This window comes from Frigoribacterium sp. CFBP 8759, assembly GCF_014841655.1.
Classification (GTDB): Bacteria; Actinomycetota; Actinomycetes; order Actinomycetales; family Microbacteriaceae; genus Frigoribacterium.
On the sequence record NZ_JACYUH010000003.1, the window covers coordinates 71898 to 92967 of the forward strand.

Below are 21070 nucleotides of genomic sequence, written 5' to 3' on the forward strand. Positions count from 1 at the left end.
TCAGACCAGCGGGTCGCTGTCGGTCGAGCGACGCTCGACGCGCTCGCCCGTGGCCGGGTCGACCGCGCTGCGGGTCGTGGAGACCGTCGAGCGGCGGCGCGACGCGAAGGCGATGCCGATGATGGTCACGACCACGCCGGCCGCGATGAGGATGTAGCCGATCAGTTTGATGTCGATGCCCGCGACCTGGAAGTCGAGAGCGAACGCGAGGACCGCGCCGATCACGATCAAGGCGATTCCGCCGCCGATGCTCATGGGGTCTCCTTCGTCTGGCGCCGCCCCGGATGGGCGACGGCGCCGACGCGAGGGTCGGCGGGCCCCACAGTACCGACGGGCCGCGCCGATCGGCCACGACGCGGCGGAGGCGCTGCGAGGATGGTCCTGCCCGTCACCCGACACCGCAGGAGATCCCATGACCGGAGCCGCCGGCCCCGTGCCCCTCGACCAGCCGTACCACCGTGCCTCGCCGAAGGTCGCGGTCGTCCGGTTCTGGCGCAAGTACGCCACGTTCCACGGGAGGGCGAGCCGCAGCGAGTACTGGTGGTGGTTCGTCATCGCGCTCGTGTTCCAGGGGGCGCTCCAGGCCTGGGCCACGGGCAGCGGCGGGACGTCGACCTGGGCCGGGGGCGACAACGGCGACTGGACCTACATCGACCCACAGGGCGTCGTCGTCGTGCTGTGGTCGGTGGTCAGCTTCCTGCCGACCCTGGCGCTGCAGTCGCGGCGCCTGCACGACGGGGGCTTCACCGCCTGGTACGTGCTCTTCTACCTGCTGCCGGTCCTCGGGTGGCTGACCCTGCTCGTCATGTCGCTGCTGCCCTCGCGCGCCTCGGGCGAGCGGTTCGACACGGGTGGCGAGCGGCAGTACCCGGGCCCGGCCTGACCCGGCCGGACGGCGCCGGAGTCCCGCCGGGACACGGCGGCGACGGCGTCGTCGAGAGCCCCGGTCCATTGCCGGTCCTCGTCGTGGACCACGTGGCACTCGTGGGCGCAAGGGGGTTACGGGGTCGGACCACCGACCGCTAACCTGTTCGCACTCCGGTGGGCCCGACCGCCGTGGTGGTCCCGTTGAGCGACGTCCGTCGCTCGTTTCCCGGTGGTGGACTCTGCGTGCGTCGGGCCTCCGGAGCCCTGACGCCCGAGGCCCCGGACGAAGCCGGTCCGACGCCGAGGCGACGCCGTCAGCCCTGCTGCGCCTCGTGCACCAGCTCGAGCGCCGCCCGCAGCCCCGCCGCCGGGACCTGTCCGGGCGCGCTCGTCGCCCCCGCCGATCCGAACGTGACGCACGAGCCGAACGTCTCGCCCGAGAGCCGGGACACGACGCCGAGCGGCCCCATCGACATGGTGATCGCGGGCACGATGCCGGCACCCGCCCGGAACTCGGCCGTGGCCCGCATCAGGGTCAGCACGTCGTCCGTGTTCGACGGCATGGCGGCGAACTTCGCCACGTCGGCACCGTTCTCTTGTTGTTCGAGCAGGCGTGACACGATCTCGCCCTGCGTGGGGGTGCCGCTGAAGTCGTGCGACGACATCACCACGACGAGCCCGGCGTCGTGCGCCGCGTCGACGAGCCCGCCGAGCAGGTCGGGGTCGGTGTACATCTCGACGTCCACGGCGTCGAGCAGCCCGGTGGCCATCGCCGAGCGCAGCACGGCGTCGTAGGTCGCGGGGGCGACGTCGTGCTCGCCTCCCTCGGGCTCGGTCCGCAGGGTGAACAGCAGGGGCAGCTCGGCGTCGAGCGCGCCACGCACCCGACGGACGACGTCGGCCACGAGGTCGAGGTCGGCGGCTCCCGTCGCCTCGGTTCCCGTGCGCACGGGACCGTCGGGGTCCGGTGCCGCGGCGAACGCGGCGTCGACGAAGTCGATGCGCAGCTCGACCAGTTCGGCCGTGTCGGTGTCGAGCGCCGAGGCGGCGTCGACCAGCGCGTCGACGGTCCGGGCCACGAGCGGGACGCAGACCGCGGGACGCCCGGTGCCGAGCGCGACCCGACCGATCGAGACCGGCAGTGGAGTCGCCATGGTCAGCGCGCCACGCTGTCGGTGGTCGACCGGTCGCGGATCGGCGAGCCCACGGAGGCGCGCATCGCGTCGCGCAGGACGCCTTCGTCGGGGACCGGCTCGTCCTGTGCCCGCCCGGAGAAGAGCCTCACCTGGCCGAGCGCCTGCTCGACGAGCATGTCGAGGCCGTTGAAGACGATGCCCCCGTCGGCCGACCAGCGCGACGCGAGGCGCGTCGGCCAGGGCTCGTAGGCGACGTCGAAGAGGACGGACGAGCCACCGGCCGGACGCAGGTGGAGGTCGTCCGCCGCGCCGCCGGGCAAGGTGCTGATGACGAAGTCCAACGGGCCGAGCGAGGGCAGCTCGGTGAGCGGGGCGACCATGACGTCGGCGCCCAGCTCGGCGGCCAGGGACGTCAGCTCGCCGGCGCGCATGGGGTTGCGCAGGTGGATCGAGAACGACCGGGCGCCGAGATCCCACGCGGCGGCCATCGCGGATAGGGCGGTCGCGCCCCCGCCGAGGATGGTGGCCGCGGCGGGCCGGGCGTCGTGGAAGCCCTCGACGCTGCGGACGATGCCGTCGACGTCGGTGTTGTGCCCGTGGCGGCGACCGTGGTCGTCGATGACGACGGTGTTGGCGACCCCGAGGCGTCGGGCGAGCGGCGAGACGGTGTCGAGCAGGGGCAGCACCTCGCGCTTGAGCGGCATCGTCAGGCTCAGGCCGCGCCAGCTCGCGTCGAGGCCCCCGACGACGTCGGCGAGCCCGCCCGAGGCGACCTCGACCCGGTCGTAGTCGAAGGGCAGGCCGAGGTGCTCGTACGCCGTGCGGTGCAGCACCGGTGACAGCGAGTGCTCGATCGGCGACCCCAGGACGGCGAGACGTCGGCGAGCATCGGTCACGGGTGGGCCCCTCCCTGCGCCCGCGGCTCGGACGACGACCCACCCTAACGCGAGGGCCCTGAGGGGGTGCGGGGTGGTGGCGACCGGCACCGCGCCTCCTCGTCCCGTCGGGTCTGGCAGGGTCGGTGCATGCAGATCCGACCCTTCGACGAGGCCGACACCGAGACCGTCGTGGCGCTCTGGGAGCGCTGCGGGCTGACCCGCCCGTGGAACGACCCGCGACGCGACATCGAACGCAAGCTGACCGTCCAGCGCGAGCTGTTCCTGGTCGGCGTCGACGACGAGGAGGCGCTGGTCGCGACCGCGATGGCCGGGTACGACGGCCATCGGGGCTGGGTCTACTACGTCGCGGTCGAGCCCGGTCGCCAGGGGGAGGGGTTCGGCCGGCAGCTCATGGCCGAGGTCGAGCGGTCGCTCGAGGCGCTGGGCTGCCCGAAGGTCAACTTCCAGGTGCGCACCGGCAACGAGCGGGTACGGGCGTTCTACGAACACCTGGGGTACTCGGTCGACGACGCGTTCGGCATGGGCAAGCGGCTGATCGCCGACTGAGGCGCGGTGTCCGGAGGCTCCGGTGGAGCCCCTCGGCGGGCCCGTCGATCGGCCTCGCGGCGTCGGATGAACAACATGTGACGATCTTCGGCGGACTCTTGTCGGGTACCCAGCGAGAACTTAGGGTCGTGTGGTGCGCCCCCTGTCGGGGGGTGCCGTCCCGCCCGAACCGTCTTCTCCAGGAGCACCGACGCCCATGCGCATCAGCCCCCCGTCATCCGAGTCCGTCCCGACGGGAGGCCGGCGGCGAGTCCGCGGTGCGGCCCTCGCGTCCGTCGCCACCGGCACCCTGCTGCTCGGCCTGGTCGCCGCGGCACCGGCCCAGGCCGTCCCGGTCACGATCGACCTCGTCGGCATCAACGACTTCCACGGTCGACTCGAGGCCGACGCCCCCGGTGCTCGCGCCTCCATCGCCGGCGCGGCCGTCCTCGCCGGCGCCGTCAAGTCGGTCGAGGCGCAGAACCCCAACACGCTCTTCGTCTCGGCGGGCGACAACATCGGCGCCTCGACGTTCACCTCGTTCATCCAGGACGACGAGCCGACCCTCGACGCCCTGAACGCCATGGGCCTCGACGTCAGCACGCCGGGCAACCACGAGTTCGACAAGGGCCAGGACGACTTCAACGGCCGTGTCCGGGCGAACAGCGAGTTCCCCTACGTGAACGCGAACATCCTCCGGAGCGACGGGACGCCCGCCTACGACCCCTACGTCGTCGAGGAGATCGGCGGCGTCCGCGTCGCGTTCATCGGCGCGCTGACCGAGACCATGCCGACGCTCGTCAGCCCGGCCGGCATCGAGGGGCTGACCTTCGCCCCCGTCGTCGAGTCGGTCAACGCCGTCGCGGACGACATCGTCGCGGCCGACGCGGCCGACGCCATCGTCCTGCTGCTGCACGAGGGCGCCGAGACCGGCAGCCTCGACTCCGTCAGCGGCGACAACGCGTTCGGCGAGATCGCCCGCGGCGTCTCGGGCGACGTGTCGGCCATCTTCTCGGGACACACCCACCAGGGCTACGACTACCTCGTCTCGCCGTCCGACGGCGGCCCGCAGCGTGCCGTCGTGCAGACGGGCAGCTACGGGACGAACCTCGCCCGGGTGACCATGACGGTCGACCCCGCCGCCACCGCCTTCCGCGATCGCGTGACCATCGCCTCGCACCGACTGGTGCCGCTCTACGGTGCCTTCACGCCCGATCCCACCGTCCAGGCCATCGTCGCCTCGGCCGTCGACGTCGCCGCCGAGCGGGGGGCCGAGGTCATCGGTTCGATCAGCGACTCCTTCAACCGGGCCTACAACGCCAACCCGGACGCCAACGGACTCCCCGTCTCGAACCGGGCCGGTGAGTCGACGCTCGGCAACTTCGTCGCCGACATCCAGCTCTCGTCGACGACGGCGAGCGGTGCCCAGCTCGCCTTCATGAACCCGGGCGGCCTGCGGGACGACCTGCCCTTCGTGGCGCCGGACGGCGACGTGACGTACAAGGCCGCCGCGGCCGTGCAGCCCTTCGCCAACACGCTCGTCGTGGTCGACATGACCGGCGCCGAGATCCGCCAGGTGCTCGAGCAGCAGTGGCCGACCGCCGGTCGTACCAGCACCCTGAAGCTCGGCACGTCCGAGGGTCTGACCTACACGTACGACCCCACCGCGGCGGCGGGCTCGCGCATCGCGGCCGTCTCGCTCGACGGCGTGGCCGTCGACGACGCCACGATCTACAAGGTGACGGTCAACTCGTTCCTCGCCTCGGGTGGCGACGGGTTCACCGCCTTCGCCAACGGTCGCGCCCACGCCGACAGCGGCAAGGTCGACCTGCAGAGCCAGCTCGAGTACTTCGACGCCCAGGCCGGCGACCCGTCCGACCCCGACTTCGCCTCGCGTTCGGTCGGCATCTCGGGGCTGACCGCTGCGCCCGTCGGCGGGTTCGCCGCCGGTGACACCGTGTCGATGACCCTGTCGTCGCTCGTCCTGCAGCAGGCCGCCGCGGACGCGTCGGGCACCGTGACCGCGACGCTCGACGGCGTCGAGCTCGCCTCGGCCCCGATCGACGAGACCATCCTCGACAACTCCGACGAACAGGGTCGTGCCACGGTGACCTTCGTCGTCCCCGAGGGCATCACCGCTCCCGCTGCCGGACCGGTCACGCGCCAGGTCGTGCTCTCGGTCGCCGGCACCGGCACGACGGCGTCCGTCCCGGTCGTCTTCGCCGCGGCGGCCGCTCCCGTGGTCGTCCCGCCGACCGACCCCGGCACCACGCCTCCGGTCACGACCCCCGGCGGCACCGTGCCCGGCACCACCCCCGGCTCGGGTCCGGGCACCACGCCCGCCGGCACGGTCCGCAACGCCGACGGCTCGCTGGCCTTCACCGGCCAGGACGGCCTGGGTCTCGCGGCCCTCGCCGGGCTCGCCCTGATGCTGGCCGGCGGCTCGGCGCTGGTCGTCGCCCGCCGCCGTCGCCTCCGCGCGACGGTGACGCCCACCGAGGGCTGACGCCCCANCGCGCGGCGGTGCGAAGGCGACGGCGGCACGACCGACCGGCACCGCGCCTCCCGTACGCTCGTCGGGTGACGACGTTCGCGTACCACCGCCTCTTCCGTTCCCTGCCCTCGTACCGGTGGTGGAAACCGCTGCTGGCAGCCGTCGTGGCGGCCGTCACGTACCTGCTCGCGTCGGTCGTGGTCTACGTGGCAGTCCTCGGGGTGACCACGGCCGTGGGTGGTACCGCCGCCGCCGAACGCCTGCAGCGCGGCATCGAGGGTGACGCCCTGGCCGCCGGCGACCCGCTCGTGCTCTTCACGACGCTCGCCTCGATCGCGGTCATGCTGCCGGCCATCATGCTGGGCACGCTGATCGTCGGTCCCGGCGCGGTCGGCAGCCTCTCGAGCGTCGCCGGGCGGCTGCGCTGGCGGTGGCTCGTGCGATGCCTCGTGCCCGCCCTCGCGTTCATGGCCCTGACGGTGGGGCTCAGCTACGTCGTGGTGCCCCCGCTGTCGGGCGAACCGATCGGCACCGGCCCGGTCACCACGCCGGCCGACACCCTCGTCTGGGCGGTCGTCGTCATCCTCGTGGTCACGCCGCTCCAGGCGACGGCCGAGGAGTACGCGTTCCGCGGGCTCGCCATGCAGACGATCGGCTCGTGGTCGAGGTACCCGATCGCAGCGATCGTCCTGCCCACGGTCGGGTTCGCGTTCGGCCACGACTACAACGCGTGGGGCATGCTCGACGTCGCCGTGTTCGGCGTGGCCGCGGCCTACCTGACCTGGCGCACCGGCGGGCTCGAGGCGGCGATCGTCGCGCACGTGCTCAACAACACCGTGCTCTTCCTGTTGTCGGCCCCCTTCGCGGGCGTCGAGTCGAGCGACGGCAGCCCCCTCGCCCTGGCGGTGACGCTGGTCTCGACGCCGCTCTACGTGTGGCTCGTGCTGCGGGCGGCCCGACGCACCGGGCTCGTGACGGTCCGCAGCGCTCCTCTCGTGCCCGGCGCTCCCGCGCCCGGCGAACCCCTCGTCCCCGGTGCCCGTCCGACCGACGACCGTCCCCAGGAGGCGCGGGTCGACTGACCGCGTCGGCGGCCGCTCGTAGACTCGACGCGTGACCACCACCGCCTCGCCCGCCCTGGCTCCCGACGCTCCCACCGCAGCCCTCGACGTGCTGCACCGGGTGTTCGGCTACGACGAGTTCCGTGGACAGCAGGCGCAGATCATCGACCAGGTGGTCCAGGGCGGCGACGCCCTCGTGCTCATGCCCACGGGTGGTGGCAAGTCGCTCTGCTACCAGGTGCCCGCCCTCGTCCGCGACGGCACGGGCATCGTCGTCTCGCCGCTCATCGCGCTGATGCAAGACCAGGTCGACGCCCTCGAGGCCGTCGGCGTCCGGGCGGCGTTCCTCAACTCGACGCAAGACCCCGACCGTCGTCGTGCGGTCGAGCAGGCGTTCGTCGCGGGCGAGCTCGACATGCTCTACCTCGCGCCCGAGCGGCTCAAGCTCGAGTCCACGAAGTCGCTGCTCGACCGGGGCCACGTCTCGCTCTTCGCCATCGACGAGGCCCACTGCGTGGCGCAGTGGGGGCACGACTTCCGTCCCGACTACCTCGAGCTGTCGGTGTTGCACGAGCGCTGGCCCGACGTCCCGCGCATCGCGCTGACGGCGACGGCCACCGAGACCACCCACCGCGAGATCTCACGCCGCCTCGAGCTCGACGACGCGAAGCACTTCGTCGCCGACTTCGACCGGCCCAACATCCAGTACCGCATCGAGGCGAAAGACGGCCCACAGCAGCAGCTGCTGCGGTTCATCCGCACCGAGCACGACGGCGACGCCGGCATCGTGTACTGCCTGTCCCGCAAGTCGGTCGAGAGCACGGCCGAGTTCCTGGTCAAGCAGGGCATCCCGGCGCTGCCGTACCACGCGGGCCTCGAGGCGCAGACCCGGGCACGCAACCAGGCGCGCTTCCTGCGCGACGAGGGCATCGTGATGGTCGCCACCATCGCCTTCGGCATGGGCATCGACAAGCCCGACGTCCGTTTCGTCGCGCACCTCGACCTGCCCAAGTCGGTCGAGGGCTACTACCAGGAGACCGGCCGGGCCGGCCGCGACGGCCTGCCCTCGACGGCCTGGTTGGCCTACGGCCTGCAAGACGTCGTGCAGCAGCGGCGCATGATCGACCAGTCCGAGGGCGACGCCGAGCACCGCCGCAAGCTCGGCGCCCACCTCGACGCCATGCTCGCCCTGTGCGAGACGGTCGAGTGCCGACGGGTGCAGCTGCTCGGCTACTTCGGTCAGGCGAGCACCGCCTGCGGCAACTGCGACACCTGCCTCTCGCCGCCCGAGTCGCTCGACGGCACGGTGCCCGCCCAGAAGCTCCTCTCGACGGTCGTCCGGCTGAAGCGAGAGCGCAACCAGCAGTTCGGCGCGGGCCAGATCGTCGACATCCTCGTCGGCAAGTCGACCCCCAAGGTCCTCCAGAACCGCCACGAGCAGCTGTCCACCTTCGGCATCGGCACCGAGCTGAACGACGTCGAGTGGCGGGGCGCCGTCCGGCAGCTGCTCGCCCAGGGGGTGTTGGCGGTCTCGCCCGACGGCTACGGCACCCTGCTGCTCACCGACGCGGCGGGCGAGGTGCTCTCGGGCGGCCGCACCGTCCGGTTGCGGCGCGAGCCCGAACGTCCGGCGCGCTCGGCCCGGGCGCGGAGCGGGTCGGGTTCGTCGGGCCGCGGCTCCTCACGGGGCGCCGCCGAGTTGACGGGTGACGACGCCGCCCTGTTCGAGACGCTGCGCGAGTGGCGTGCCGGCGTGGCCCGGGCGCAGGGCGTCCCGGCCTACGTGGTGTTCGGAGACGTCACCCTGCGGGGCATCGCGTCCGAACGGCCCACCTCGCTCGATCAGCTCGCGGGCATCAGCGGCGTCGGCCAGAAGAAACTCGACACCTACGGTCAGCAGGTGCTCGCCGTCGTGGGCGGCACCGCACCGGCCGAGGCGGCGGCCGTCGGGTCGTCCCCGACGGCGTCGGCGCCGGCCGGCACGACGCCCCGCTCGTCCCGGGCGACCTCGACCGCCCCCGCTCGTGGTGCCCGCCGTGCCGCGCCGCCCGCCGTCGACGAGGTGCCCGAGGTGCCGGCCGACGATCTCTACGACGTGCCGGCCGACGCTCCCTACGACCCCTACGACGACGCCCCGCCGCCGCCCGACGACTGGCGCTGACCCGGGGTCGACGGGCCGAAGCCGAGCAACGGGAACGCCTGCGACAGGACGACCAGGGCGACCGTCGTGATCACCATGGCCGAGAACCCGCCCAAGAAGGGCTGTCCGTTCATGCGGGCGACGTAGGCCGCGGCGAGCAGCACGGCCCCGCCCGCCGGGGGTGCCAATCCGATGAAGCGCATGCTCGTCCGGTCGAGCGCAGCGCCTCGGCGCGTCCGGCGGACCGACGAGACCGCCACGACGACGAGCGCGAGCCAGACGACCGCCGACAGCACGTAGAGGCCGGTCGCCACGACCGTCGCGGTGAGACCGACGCCGACCGAGGTGCCCGCGCCGACGATGCTGGCGACGGCGAAGTAGGTGGAGATCAGCGCGGTGGCGCCGAAGACGACCGGCAGGCGCGAAGGGCGGGTGGTCATGGTCTCGTCGTCCAAGGCGGTCCTCTCGGGTCGTCGGGGCTGTCGTCGGGGGATGCGGCGGGCACTCGGGGCGCCTCGGGCCGTCCGGGGCCGTCCCCGGCTGTCGGAGCCGGGGCGCGGGGGGCCGTCCGCCCGGCCGGACCACCGCCCACGGGGACGGGCGGTGCGTCGCGGCGCTCGTCCCGGGTCTCGGGTCGATCCCCCGACGAGGACTCGTCGGAGGGTCGTGAACCGGACGAGCGTCCCGTTTCGGTCGGTCTCCGACGATAGGCCGCGGCTCCGGCGGCGGCAATCCTCCCTGAGGGGGACACCCGTTGTTCCCCGAATCGGGTGGTGCGGGTGGGTGCCGAGGGCCCCCGGGTGAGGCGCACAGGCGAGCCATGCGCCTCGGGGAATGTGGCGTCGGGCACAGTGGAGCGTGCTCACAACCCTCAGCCGTTCGGTCCTGTCACCCCTGGTGCGCGCGGTCTGGCGCCCCCGGGTGATCGGGCGCCGCAACGTCCCGCGGCGCGGCGCCGTCATCCTGGCCAGCAACCATCTCTCGTTCATGGACAGCGTCGTGATCACCCTCATGGCACCCCGTCAGGTCTCGTTCCTCGCGAAGAACGCCTACTTCACCGGCTCGGGCCTCAAGGGTCGGGCGTCGCGGGCCTTCTTCACCGGCATCGGCGCGATCGGCGTCGAGCGAGGGGCCGGGTCCGCCGCGCAGCACGCCCTCGACCTGGGCCTCGGCAAGCTGACGGACGGTGACGCGTTCGCGATCTACCCCGAAGGGACGCGCTCCCTCGACGGGCGGCTCTACCGCGGCCGGACGGGCGTCGCCTGGCTCGCGCTCACGAGCGGGGCCCCGGTCGTGCCGGTCGCCCTCACGGGGACGCAGGAACTGCAGCCGGTGGGCACGCGCTTCCCGCGCCTCCGGAAGGTCACCGTCGAGTTCGGCGAGCCCATCGACCTCTCGCACCACGGGGAGGCGAAGTCGGGTCGGGCTCGTCGGCACGCCACCGACGAGGTGATGGCGGCCGTCCAGCGCCTCAGCGGCCAGGTCGAGGCGGGCGTCTACAACGATCCGCCCGCTCCCTCGGTCGTCGCCCGGGTGCGTCGCGCGATGCGGCCCGACCCCGTCGGGCCCGATCCGCTCGACTGAGCCGCGCTGCTCGCGCGTCCCGGGCGTAGCGTCGGGGCCATGAAGGTCGCAGTGCTCGGGACGGGCATCATGGGTCAGGGCGTGGCGGGGACACTGCTGCGCGAGGGGTTCGACGTCACGGTCTGGAACCGCACGAGGTCGAAGGCCGAGCCGCTCGCCGCCGACGGTGCCGCGGTCGCCGACACGGCGCGGCAGGCGGTCGAGGGCGCCGACGTGGTCGTCACCGTGCTGTTCGACGGCGACGCCGTGCTCGAGGTCCTCGACGAGGCCGCCGACGCGAGCGGTGCCGACACCGTGTGGGTGCAGGCCAGCACCATCGGCGAGGCCGACACGGCCCAAGTCGTCCGGACGGCCGACGGGCACGGACTCCGGCTCGTCGAGGCGATGATGCTCGGCACGAAGAAGCCGGCCGCGACGGGGAAGCTCGTCATGCTGGCCGCCGGCGACGACGCCCTGCTCGACGCCGTGCGTCCGGTCCTCGACGCCATGGGCTCCAAGACGATCGTCGCGGGCGACACGGTCGGGCAGGGCACGGCGCTGAAGCTCGCCGCCAACGCGTGGATCGCCACGATCACCGCCGCCACGGCCCAGTCGCTCGCGCTGACGGAGGCCCTGGGCCTCGACCCGCAGCTCTTCCTCGACGCCATCGACGGGGGCCAGTCGGACACCCCCTACGCGCACCTCAAGGGCGCGACGATGATCGCCGGCGACTACCCGGCCCAGTTCGCGCTCGACGGCATCCGCAAGGACCTCGACCTCATGCAGGAGGCCGCCCAGGGCACGGGCTTCGACACCGGTCTGCTCGAGGCGCTGTCCGGCGTCTACGCGACGGCGGCCGACCGGGGGCACGGCGGCGACGACATCGCCGCGGTCCGCACCGGCTTCGACCGGGACGGTTCCGCCGAGACCCGCTAGGACCGCCGAGACCCTCGTGCGCGCAGGAGGGTCTCAGCGGCCGGGGCTCGTGGGGCCGGTGGCGCCGGCGGCGGCGATCAGTGACGCCGCGACGGCCCGGCCCGTCGTCGTGTCGCGGTCGGGCTCGCGGAGTCGCATGGCGAGGTCGCCGGTGACCACCAGCAGCAGGCGTTCGGCGAGGCCCTCGGCCTCGGCCTCGGGGCCGACGAGCGGGCGTGCCAGGTCGGTGAGTCGCGTGCGCAGCGTCTCGGTGTCGAGCCGCACGGCCTCGGCGACGTCGGCGGGAGGATCGACGTACTCGGCCGCCGAGGCGAGGAACGCACACCAGCGCGCCCCCGTCGGGCGGGACCGGAAGTCGTCCAACGCGTCGAAGATCGCGAGGAGGCGCGGGCCGGCCTCGTCGCACCGGGCGACGGCGGCGTCCCAGGTGGCGAGCCAGTCGTGGTGGCGACGGGTCAGCGCTGCGGCGACCAGCGCCTCCTTGCTGCGGTAGCCGCGGTACATCGTCGCGGCCGAGACGCCGGCGCGGGCGAGGACGGCGTCGACGGGCGTCGCGGCGATGCCGTTCGTGAAGAACAGGTCGTCGGCGGCGTCGAGGATCTTCTTCTCGCTGGCCGGGCGCAGGGGCATGCGAACAGCTTAGGCTGTGAAAATGAAACGTACGTTTTCGAACGGCACCGGGCTCGTCGCGGCCGGCACGGCCCTGATCGCCGTGACCTACGGCCTGGTCCGCCTCGCCTACGGGCTCTACCTGCCCGAGACGCAGGCCGACCTCGGGTTCGACGCCGGCGTCGCCGGGTTGATCTCGTCGGGCGGATCGCTCGCCTACGTCGCCGGCGCGGTGGCGGGGTCCGCGGCGTCCGCCCGGCACCCGCGAGGCCTCGTCGTCACGGCGGGTGCGGCGGCCTCGATCGGTGCCGCGGGCATGGCCCTCGCGCCCGACGTGGTGCCGTTCGCGCTCGCGGCCGTGCTGAGCTCGGCCGGGGCCGGCCTCGCGTCGCCGGCCCTGGTGCGCCTCCTGCAGCGCGGTCTCGAGCACGGACGGCAGGCGCGCGGCCAGACGGTCGTCAACGCCGGCACGGGCCCGGGCCTCGTGGCGGCGGGACTCCTGGCGTCCGCCGTGCTGCCCGACTGGCGACTCGCGTGGTGGGCGGCCGTCGGGGGAGCGATCGTCGCGGCCGGGGCCGTCCTCGTGCTCGACCACCGCGGCTCCGTGGCTCGACCGAGCGACGCGACGGGTGCCACGACCTCGGTCGGGCGCGACCTCCTGCCTCCGCCGTCGTGGTTCGTCGACCACCGGTGGGTGCTGGTCGCGGCGCTGCTCGCCGGTGCCGCCTCGGCCGGGGTCTGGAACTTCGGGCGCACGTTGCTGGTCGACGCCGGGGTGGCGGCCGAGCTGTCGGTCGGGGCCTGGGTCTGCCTCGGCGCGGGCGGCACCGCCGTCATCGCCACCGCCCGACCGCTGGCGCGCCTGGCCCCCGGGACGGTCTGGACGCTCACGCTGGTCGCGATGGCGGCGGGCACGGCCGGGTTGGCGACCCTGCCGGGCGTCGTGCCGGTGGCGTTCGTGGCCTGCGCGGCCTTCGGCTGGGCCTACACGGCGGCGACGGGTGCGCTGATCGCCTGGACGGCCGAGATCGACGCCGAGCGGGCCGCGAGCGGGACGGCCCTGCTCTTCGTGCTGTTGGTGCTGGGCCAGGCCGTGGGGGCCGTCGTCCTGGGCGCGCTCGTCGGGACCGGCGGCTACGGCGTGGCCCTCGCCGTGGCAGCCCTCGGCGCCCTCCTCGCGGCGCTCCCGGGCCTCGTGGGCCGGGGAATGCATCGTGCAACGGGGGCGTTGTCTCACGAGCGCCCCCGCCCGAGGGCGCGTCACCGTTCGGAAGGACCACCCTTGGACCTCTTCTCTCCCGCCACCTTCGGCCAGCTCGAGCTGCGCAACCGCGTCGTCATGGCGCCCCTCACCCGTCTCCGCTCCGGCGACGACGGCGTTCCGGGCGACGTCGTGGTGGAGCACTACCGTCAGCGCGCCTCCTTCGGTCTGATCACGACCGAGGGCACCTGGCCCTCGCAGGAGTCCAAGGCCTACGACGGTCAGCCCGGCATCGTCACCGACGAGCAGGTCGCCGGCTGGAAGCGCGTCGCCGAGGCCGTCCACGCCGAGGGCGGCCAGATCGTCATGCAGGTCATGCACGGTGGCCGCGTCTCGCACACCGACATCACGCGCACCGACCGCATCGTCGCCCCCAGCGCGATCGCCATCGACGGCCAGGTGCACACCGCCACCGGCAAGGTCGACTTCCCCGTGCCGCACGCCCTCACGACCGACGAGGTCCACCAGGTCACGGCCGACATCGTCGCCGCGTCGAAGCGCGCCGTGCTCGAGGCCGGGCTCGACGGCGTCGAGATCCACAGCGCCAATGGCTACCTGCTGCACGAGTTCCTCTCGCCCGTCTCGAACGTCCGCACCGACGAGTACGGCGGAACCCCCGAGAACCGCGCCCGCCTCGCGATCGAGACCGCGACCGCCGCGGCCGAGGCGATCGGTGCCGGCCGCGTCGGCATCCGGCTGTCGCCCATGCACAACATCCAGGACGTCGTCGAGACCGACGTCGCCGACGTGACGGCCGTCTACCGTGCGCTCGTCGAGGGCCTCGCGCCGCTCGGCCTCGCCTACCTCAGCGTGCTGCAGGCCGACCTGCGCGGCGAGCTCGTCCAGGACCTCCGCACGCGCTTCGGTGGTGCCTTCATCGTCAACAGCGGCTTCGGTCAGATCACCACGCGCGACGAGGCCATCGCCGAGGTCGCCGACGGCCAGGCCGACGCCGTGGCCGTGGGCCGTTTCGCCATCGCCAACCCCGACCTGGTCGAGCGGTGGCAGGGTGACCACGAGGTCAACGAGCCGAACCCCGCCACGTTCTACGCCGAGGGTGCCGAGGGCTACACGGACTACCCGACGCTGGAGCACGCCGCGCGCTAGTCCGGCGCCCGCACCGCGGACCCCGTCCCGGGCGACCCACCACGTCCTCCCGTGGTCGGTCGCCCGGGGCGGGGTCCGTCGTCGTTCGGCCGGCCCGTGCGGCCGACCCGCGCGGCCGGTCCGTGCGGCCGGTCCGCGCGGCCGCCGGCGCACGGCGAGCCGAGGAGGCGCGGGTCGCGTCACCCGCGCCGCGCACCCGGCGTAGACAGGACGGCATGACCGACGTGAAGCACCCGTCCGACCTCGGGATCGACGTGAGCGAGGGCTCGCCGCAGCAGCTGTACCGCTGGCTGCTCGCGAGCGTGTTGTTCGGCCGGCCCGTGCAGCAGAGCGTGGCCGCCGAGACCTACCAGGTGCTCGTCGACCACGGGCTGACGAGCCCCGCACGCTTCGCCGATCACGACCACGAGGGGCTGCGCCGGCTGCTCGACGAGGCCGGCTACGCCCGCATCGACCACGTGATGAGCGACGAGCTGCACGAGGTCATGGGGCGCATCGACTCCGACTGGGGGTCGGTGAACCACCTCGTGCGGTCGTCGGCCGACCGTGCCGAGCTGACCCGCCGCCTCACCGACCTCAAGGGCGTCGGCCCGAAGACGGCCGAGATCTTCACGCGGGAGCTGCCCGCCGCCCTCTACGGCACCGCCTGACGGCACCGGATGACAACACCGCCTGACGGCACCGCCTGACGGCGGAGGCGTCCTCGGGTCGGGAGCGGGGCACCCGTAGACTCGAGGCGATCTCGGGGGCGCGACCCGCGCCTCCTCGGGTGTGATCGGTGCGACCGGCACCGACGGTCCGCGCGATCGTGCAGAGGGGGCCCCGTGACGCTCGTCGACAAGCTGTTCCGACAGGACGAATGGCGCACCGTGCCCAACGCCATCTCGGCGGCCCGGCTGCTGTTGCTGCCGGTGTTCCTCGTGTTGATCGTCGGGCAGCACTACTGGTCGGCGATGGTCGTCATCGCGGTCGTCTTCGTGACCGACTTCCTCGACGGGTTCATCGCCCGCCGGACGAACACCACCTCCGAGCTCGGCCGGTGGCTCGACCCGGTGGCGGACCGCATCACCGTGATCGTCGTCGTCATCGCGTTCGTCGCGGGCGGTCTCGTGCCGTGGCCGGTGTTGCCGCTGCTGCTCGTGCCCGACCTGCTGCTGAGCGCCTACGCCCTGTTCGTGCTGGCCGGGGCCTCGTTCCCGGTGACGTGGGTCGGCAAGATCCGCACCGCTCTCATCTTCGTCGGGCTGCTGCTCGTGCTGGTCGCGGCCGCGGTCGTGGACCAGTTCGGCGGATCGGGAGGCGCGGCGTCGGCCCCGCTCGCCGACGCCGGTGCCGTCGCCCGCACGATCGGCCTCGTGGTGCTCTGGGCCGGACTCGTCGGCCACTGGGTCGCCGCCGTCCTCTACGCCGCGGCACTCGTCCGCACCCGTCGCGCCCGCCGAACCGCCTGACGGTCCGGGGTCCGACCGCCGTCCAGGGCCTGACCGCCCGCCCGGGGCCCGGGCGTAGCGTCGACCCCATGACTCGCATCACCACCCCCTTCAGCGCCGCCACCACCGCGGACGAGGTCGTCGACGGCCTCGACCTGACCGGCAGGCGCATCGTCGTGACCGGCGCCGCGTCCGGCATCGGCATCGAGACCGCCCGCTCGCTCGTCGCCGCCGGCGCCGACGTGACCCTCGCCGTGCGCCGCCCCGAACAGGGAGAGCAGGCCGTCGCCGACATCCGCGAGAGCACCGGCGACGGCGGCGGCACCGTCCGTGCCGCGATCCTCGACCTCGAGAAGCGCGACACCCTGCAGGCCTTCGCCGACGCGTGGCAGGGCCCGCTCGACGTGCTCATCGACAACGCCGGCATCATGGCCACGCCCGAGACCCGCACCCCCGAGGGGTGGGAACTCCAGTTCAGCAACAATCACCTCGGTCACTTCGCCCTCGCGAACGCGCTCCGAGGAGCCCTGGTCGAGGGCGCCCAGGCCTCGGGCACCCCGTCGCGACTCGTGTCGCTCAGCTCGACCGGCCACCACTTCTCGCCCGTCGTGTTCGACGACGTGATGTTCGAGCGTCGCGAGTACGACCCGTGGTCGGCCTACGGCCAGTCGAAGACCGCGAACTCGCTCTTCGCCGTCGGCGTCACGCAGCGCTGGGCCGACGACGGCGTGCTGGCCAACGCCGTGCACCCGGGCGGCATCATGACGCCGCTGCAGCGCCACCTGCCCAAGCAGGAGATGCTCGACCGCGGCTGGATCGACGAGGACGGCACCCCCAACCCCGCGTTCAAGTCGACGCAGCAGGGGGCCGCGACGTCGGTCTTCGTGGCCGTCCACCCCCTCGCCGAGGGCGTCGGGGCCCGCTACTTCGAGGACGTCGCCGAGGCCGAGCCGTTCCGCGAGGACGCCCGCGGTCGCGGCGTCAAGGACTACGCCCTCGACCCCGAGCAGTCCGACCGCCTCTGGGCGCTCAGCGAGCAGCTGCTCGCCTGACCGACGCAGGCGCAGGACGCAGGAGGCGCGGGCCGGGTCGACGACCCCGCCCGCGCCTCCTGCGTCCCCACCGTCGCGCTGCCTCTGGGCAGCCGCCGCCGGTCAGGCGTCGAGGGGTCGGACGGGGCAGCCGCAGGACCGTCCGGTGCGCAACAGGGGTGTGAACGAGACGTGGTGCGGTGCCACGCCCTCGCGGGGCGAGACCAGTCGGAGGACGGCCTCGTCGGCCATCTCTTCGACGGGCTGCCGGACGGCCGAGAGCTGCGGCGTGGCGAAGTCTGCTTCTTCCGTGCCGTCGAAGCAGACGACGGCCACGTCGTCGGGCACGCGGAGGCCGAGCTCGTCGAGGGCGCGAAGTGCGCCGACGGCTTGCATGTCCGAACTCGCGAACAGGGCAGACGGGGGCACGGGGGCGTCGAACAGCCTCATGGCCGCGTCGTAACCGCCGCGTCGGGTGAAGGGAGCCCGTACGAGGGGGCCGTCGGGGAGGCCGGCCGCCCGGGTGGCGTCGAGCCAGCCCTGCTCGCGGGCTTCGACCGCGTCGCCGGAATGGCCGATGATCAGAGCGACGCGTGTGTGGCCGTGTTCGATCAGGTGCTCGACCCCGGCCCGGGCCCCGGCCCTGGCGTCGACGCCGACCGTCTCGAAACCCTCGCGGGCTTCGAACGTGTTCAGGAGTACGGAGGGCACCCCGAGTGTCGAGAGGTCGACGACGGCAGCCCCGTACTGGACCGTGCTGAGGATGATGCCGTCGACCTGTCGTGACACCAGCGACTGGATCAGCCGCCGCTCGATGTGAGGGTCGCTCTCGCTGTTGACGAGCAACACCGCGTGCCCGAGTCGGCCCGCGGTCTGCTCGACGGCGACGGCGAGCCCCGCGAACAACGGGTTGCCGATCTCGGGGACCACCAGACCGAGCATCCGGGTCGAGCCGGTGCGCAAGGCTCGGGCGCTCGCGTTGGGGCGATAGCCCAGCACCCGGATCGCCTCGCGCACCCGGGTGGCCGTGGCCGCGGCGACCGGCCGGGGTCCGGCGTTGACGACGTAGCTCACGACCGCGGTCGACACGCCGGCGTACCGGGCGACGTCGGACCGGGTGACCTGACCGCGGGGAGGGGGCGTGGTCGACGACATGCGCCTCGCCTCCTTCTGCCCGGCTCTGCCACCACGGACCGACGTCGCGTCGCTCAGTTGGAGCCTGCGGCAATCGTAGCCGCGGCCCCGGCTCGCTCTGGCCTCGGCAGGTCGGCCGGGGCGTCCCCGAAGTCGGGCACGGTCAGTCGTTCGCCTCCCTGCAAGGCGGAGCGGTGCGCCACGATGCCGGGCAGCGTGTAGCGTGCGGCGACCCAGGCGTTGACCGGGGGGAGAGTGCCGTCGACGACGGCGCGGACGAAGTCGTCCACCAGGAAGTGGTGGCTGCCCTCGTGGCCGCTCGGCATGCCGTGGTAGACCTCGGGCAGCCGGTCGACGACGTGTACCGGTGCGTGACCGGAGACGAACGCCTCGCGCAGCTCGGGGGCGACGTGGGCCAGCGAGGGGTCGTCGAGTGGCATGCTCGGCAGCGTCGTGAGGTCGGCGGTGACGTCGGTGACGTCGGCCTTGTCCTGCCAGAGGCTGATCGTGGCGAGCTGCTCGAAACTGGCCTCGGTGCCGAAGTACCGGAACCGCGACTCCCTGATCTGAGACGGGTACCCGACGCGACGCATCTCGTTGATGCGCATCACGCCGCCGTTGTCCAGCTCGAACAGCGCGCTGGCGTTCGAGAAGTCGTTGCCGAACTGGCTGACCTCGCGGTCGAAGACGCCGTCGCCGCGCTCGTCGCGCACCCCGATGCAGCTGACGCTGACCGCGTGGCCGGGGATGGCCCCGAGGACGCCGCCGATCGAGTGCGTCGGGTAGTGCATGGGGGGATAGCTCGCCGTCTGCTTCCAGTCGGCGCCGCCGCTGTACTGGTACGCCGCGTAGAAGCCGAGGTCCATGTCGTGGACGTAGTCGCCCTCGGCGTAGAAGACGCGGCCGAAGGCTCCCTCGTCGACCTTCTTGCGGGCGAAGACGGTCGCGGGGTTGTAATAGCTGGTCTCGCCCATCATGTAGGTCAGGCCGGTCTCGCGGACGGCGTCGATGATCGCCGCGATCTCGTCCTCGGCGATCGCCATCGGGACTGCCGAGTAGACGTGCTTACCGGCGCGGAGGGCCTGCACCACGAGCGGTCCGTGCGTCCACCGCTGCGTGAAGAGGGCGACCGCGTCGACGTCGGTCTCGAGCAACGCCTCGAACGAGTCGACGACACCGTCGAGCCCCTCGCGTTCGACGAGTTCGTCGGCGCGCTCGTGCAGGAGGTCGGTGACGATGACCCGTTCGACGTCGGGGTGGACCTTGAAGAGGGTGGCGAACTGGCCGGCGAACTGTCCGGCGCCGACGATCCCGAGGGAAACCATGGCTGGCCTTTCGATGGTGAGCAACTCTGCTCGGTGGGTGCGGGGGGCGCCCCGACCCGACCGTGGTCAGCATCGTCGGCGGCGCTGTGGACGGGAGTCTGACACGAAAGGTCTACTCGTGACAACTATCTGCAGGATCGGCCGTCCGCCTAGATTATCGGGTTTGAGATCCGGTCTTGTGGCCGAACAGCTACACGTGTAGATTCGCCGCCACCGACCGGCTGGACGCCGGGGCTCACCGATGAGCCCCTTCTCGTGCGACGCCGGTCAGCAGCCACGAAGGGCCGACAATGAAGTCACGAACTCTGCGCATCGGCGCAGTCCTCACCACCGCGGCGGCGACCGCGGCCGTGCTCAGCGGGTGCGCCGGCGGCGCCGGTTCGGGCGGCGGGGCGATCCAGATGCAGACCGGGTTCGCTCAGGGCACCGACCAGCTCGAAACGCTGACGACCCTCGCCGAGAAGTTCGAGAGCGACAACCCCGACGTCTCGATCGACCTGATCCCCTCGAGCACGCAGTACGAGCAAGACCTCAAGGTCAAGCTCGCCTCGCGCGACGTCCCCGACATCTGGATGACCCACGGCTGGTCGCGTGACCGCTACGCGCAGTTCCTCACACCGCTTCAGGACGAGGCCTGGGCGTCGAAGGTCAACACGCAGCTGGACGCCGCCATGCGCGACGACGACGGCGCGATCTTCGCCCTGCCGATCGACACCGACATCGCGGGCGTGCTCTACAACGCCGACGTGCTGGACTCGGTCGGGGTCGACCCGGCGTCGCTCACGACCTGGGACGCCTTCGACGCCGCCGCCGCGAAGATCCACGACGCGGGCGTCACGGTCGTGCAAGTCAGCGGCAAGGCGAACGGGCCGGCCGGGAACCTGATCGACTGGATCGCCCCGGGGCAGTACACGCAGGACGAGCTCGACGCCCTGGCAGACGGCACCTTCGACGACGGCCCCTACGCGAGCGTGCTCGACACCGTCCAGGGGTGGGTCGACGCGGGCTACGTGAACCCCGACTACTCGTCGTCGACCCAGGACGATATGTCGAAGGCGCTCGGGGCGGGCCAGGCCGCCTTCGTGTTCCAGCAGAACTCGGTCGCCACCAACGCGCTCATGACCTCGCCCGACGCGAACCTGGGCTTCATGCCCGTGCCGAGCAGCACCGGCGACCCGTACCTGATCGGTGGCGAGATGAACGCCTTCGGCGTCTCGAAGACGTCGAAGCACCTCGATGACGCCAAGGCCTTCCTGTCGTTCCTCGGCGAGCCCGAGAACGACTCGGCGTTGGCGGCCGCCGGCGGCTCGGCCCCCGGACTCACCGACGCCACGAGCGACCTCGGCCCCGTTCAGTCCAGCTACGAGACCTGGGTCACCGAGGCGCAGACGCCCCTCGTGCCCTACTTCGACCGGGTCTACCTGCCCAACGGCATGTGGAACACCCTCGTCACGACGACCGACTCGGTCATCACCGGCCAGGCCGACGTCGCGAGCGCCGTCAAGCAGGTCGAGCAGGACTTCACGAGCCTCTACGGCCAGTCGAACTGACG

19 protein-coding genes and 1 pseudogene are annotated in these 21070 nt (G+C 72.7%); 13 read left to right on the plus strand and 7 right to left on the minus strand.

Annotated elements, in window-relative coordinates; all coding sequences use genetic code 11:
• Positions 1–255 carry a DUF6458 family protein gene (locus tag IFT79_RS10400; RefSeq protein ID WP_043593189.1) on the minus strand — a complete coding sequence of 85 codons (255 nt, stop codon included), beginning with the start codon at positions 253–255 and terminating at the stop codon, positions 1–3.
• A gap of 157 nt (positions 256–412) precedes the next feature.
• Between IFT79_RS10400 and IFT79_RS10405 the strand changes: the two genes are divergently transcribed.
• A complete protein-coding gene (locus IFT79_RS10405; protein WP_192124076.1) occupies positions 413–883 on the plus strand; it encodes a DUF805 domain-containing protein in 471 nt (156 codons plus the stop codon).
• Positions 884–1181: 298 nt separating this feature from the next.
• Here IFT79_RS10405 and aroD read toward each other — a convergent pair whose 3' ends face one another.
• Together aroD and IFT79_RS10415 are read right to left on the minus strand one after the other, a co-directional pair.
• Positions 1182–2021, minus strand: a complete 840-nt coding sequence (aroD, locus tag IFT79_RS10410; protein ID WP_056049401.1) for a type I 3-dehydroquinate dehydratase — start codon at positions 2019–2021, stop codon at positions 1182–1184.
• Positions 2022–2023: 2 nt separating this feature from the next.
• The gene (locus tag IFT79_RS10415) at positions 2024–2899 is read right to left on the minus strand and encodes a shikimate dehydrogenase (protein ID WP_192124077.1); all 876 of its coding nucleotides are present in this window, start codon (positions 2897–2899) and stop codon (positions 2024–2026) included.
• Positions 2900–3028: 129 nt separating this feature from the next.
• Here IFT79_RS10415 and IFT79_RS10420 point away from each other — a divergent pair, with 129 nt between their 5' ends.
• The 4 genes from IFT79_RS10420 (at position 3029) to recQ (ending at position 9143) form a co-directional block, all read left to right on the plus strand.
• Complete coding sequence (locus IFT79_RS10420; RefSeq protein WP_192124079.1) at positions 3029–3448, plus strand: GNAT family acetyltransferase; 420 nt, start codon at positions 3029–3031, stop codon at positions 3446–3448.
• A gap of 196 nt (positions 3449–3644) precedes the next feature.
• Positions 3645–5933, plus strand: a complete 2289-nt coding sequence (locus tag IFT79_RS10425; RefSeq protein ID WP_192124082.1) for a bifunctional metallophosphatase/5'-nucleotidase — start codon at positions 3645–3647, stop codon at positions 5931–5933.
• 74 nt (positions 5934–6007) lie between these two features.
• Positions 6008–7003: a CPBP family glutamic-type intramembrane protease gene (locus IFT79_RS16910; RefSeq protein ID WP_192124084.1), complete on the plus strand. Its 996-nt coding sequence runs from the start codon at positions 6008–6010 to the stop codon at positions 7001–7003.
• 31 nt (positions 7004–7034) lie between these two features.
• On the plus strand, positions 7035–9143 hold the full coding sequence (recQ, locus tag IFT79_RS10435; RefSeq protein ID WP_192124086.1) for a DNA helicase RecQ: 2109 nt from the start codon (positions 7035–7037) through the stop codon (positions 9141–9143).
• Here the strand turns inward: recQ and IFT79_RS10440 are convergent.
• A complete protein-coding gene (locus IFT79_RS10440; protein ID WP_157485546.1) occupies positions 9104–9562 on the minus strand; it encodes a hypothetical protein in 459 nt (152 codons plus the stop codon). The two genes, recQ and IFT79_RS10440, sit on opposite strands and share 40 nt — an antisense overlap.
• A 394-nt stretch (positions 9563–9956) precedes the next feature.
• On the opposite strand from IFT79_RS10440, the gene IFT79_RS10445 reads away from it, so the two are divergent.
• Positions 9957–10706 carry a lysophospholipid acyltransferase family protein gene (locus tag IFT79_RS10445; protein ID WP_192124088.1) on the plus strand — a complete coding sequence of 250 codons (750 nt, stop codon included), beginning with the start codon at positions 9957–9959 and terminating at the stop codon, positions 10704–10706.
• 6 nt (positions 10707–10712) lie between these two features.
• Complete coding sequence (locus IFT79_RS10450) at positions 10713–11621, plus strand: NAD(P)-dependent oxidoreductase (RefSeq protein ID WP_274604888.1); 909 nt, start codon at positions 10713–10715, stop codon at positions 11619–11621.
• 33 nt (positions 11622–11654) lie between these two features.
• On the opposite strand, the gene IFT79_RS10455 is transcribed toward IFT79_RS10450, so the two are convergent.
• A complete protein-coding gene (locus IFT79_RS10455; protein WP_192124092.1) occupies positions 11655–12251 on the minus strand; it encodes a TetR/AcrR family transcriptional regulator in 597 nt (198 codons plus the stop codon).
• 22 nt (positions 12252–12273) lie between these two features.
• Between IFT79_RS10455 and IFT79_RS16405 the strand changes: the two are divergent.
• The 5 genes and pseudogenes from IFT79_RS16405 to IFT79_RS10475 form a co-directional block, all read left to right on the plus strand.
• Positions 12274–13404 (plus strand): annotated as a pseudogene (locus IFT79_RS16405) (MFS transporter); the annotation flags it as partial.
• Positions 13405–13512: 108 nt separating this feature from the next.
• Positions 13513–14598: an alkene reductase gene (locus IFT79_RS16410; protein WP_274604889.1), complete on the plus strand. Its 1086-nt coding sequence runs from the start codon at positions 13513–13515 to the stop codon at positions 14596–14598.
• Between the two features lie 215 nt (positions 14599–14813).
• Positions 14814–15248 carry a DNA methylase gene (locus tag IFT79_RS10465; protein WP_192124096.1) on the plus strand — a complete coding sequence of 145 codons (435 nt, stop codon included), beginning with the start codon at positions 14814–14816 and terminating at the stop codon, positions 15246–15248.
• Positions 15249–15422: 174 nt separating this feature from the next.
• On the plus strand, positions 15423–16049 hold the full coding sequence (locus tag IFT79_RS10470) for a CDP-alcohol phosphatidyltransferase family protein (RefSeq protein ID WP_192124097.1): 627 nt from the start codon (positions 15423–15425) through the stop codon (positions 16047–16049).
• Between the two features lie 68 nt (positions 16050–16117).
• A complete protein-coding gene (locus IFT79_RS10475) occupies positions 16118–17080 on the plus strand; it encodes an SDR family NAD(P)-dependent oxidoreductase (RefSeq protein WP_123572107.1) in 963 nt (320 codons plus the stop codon).
• A gap of 102 nt (positions 17081–17182) precedes the next feature.
• On the opposite strand, the gene IFT79_RS10480 is transcribed toward IFT79_RS10475, so the two are convergent.
• Entirely contained in the window at positions 17183–18214 is a 1032-nt protein-coding gene (locus tag IFT79_RS10480) for a LacI family DNA-binding transcriptional regulator (protein WP_192124099.1), read from the minus strand.
• Positions 18215–18267: 53 nt separating this feature from the next.
• Complete coding sequence (locus IFT79_RS10485) at positions 18268–19518, minus strand: Gfo/Idh/MocA family protein (RefSeq protein WP_192124101.1); 1251 nt, start codon at positions 19516–19518, stop codon at positions 18268–18270.
• A 290-nt stretch (positions 19519–19808) separates the two neighbouring features.
• Here IFT79_RS10485 and IFT79_RS10490 point away from each other — a divergent pair, with 290 nt between their 5' ends.
• Positions 19809–21068, plus strand: a complete 1260-nt coding sequence (locus tag IFT79_RS10490) for an ABC transporter substrate-binding protein (RefSeq protein WP_192124103.1) — start codon at positions 19809–19811, stop codon at positions 21066–21068.
• The last annotated feature ends 2 nt before the right edge of the window (positions 21069–21070 follow it).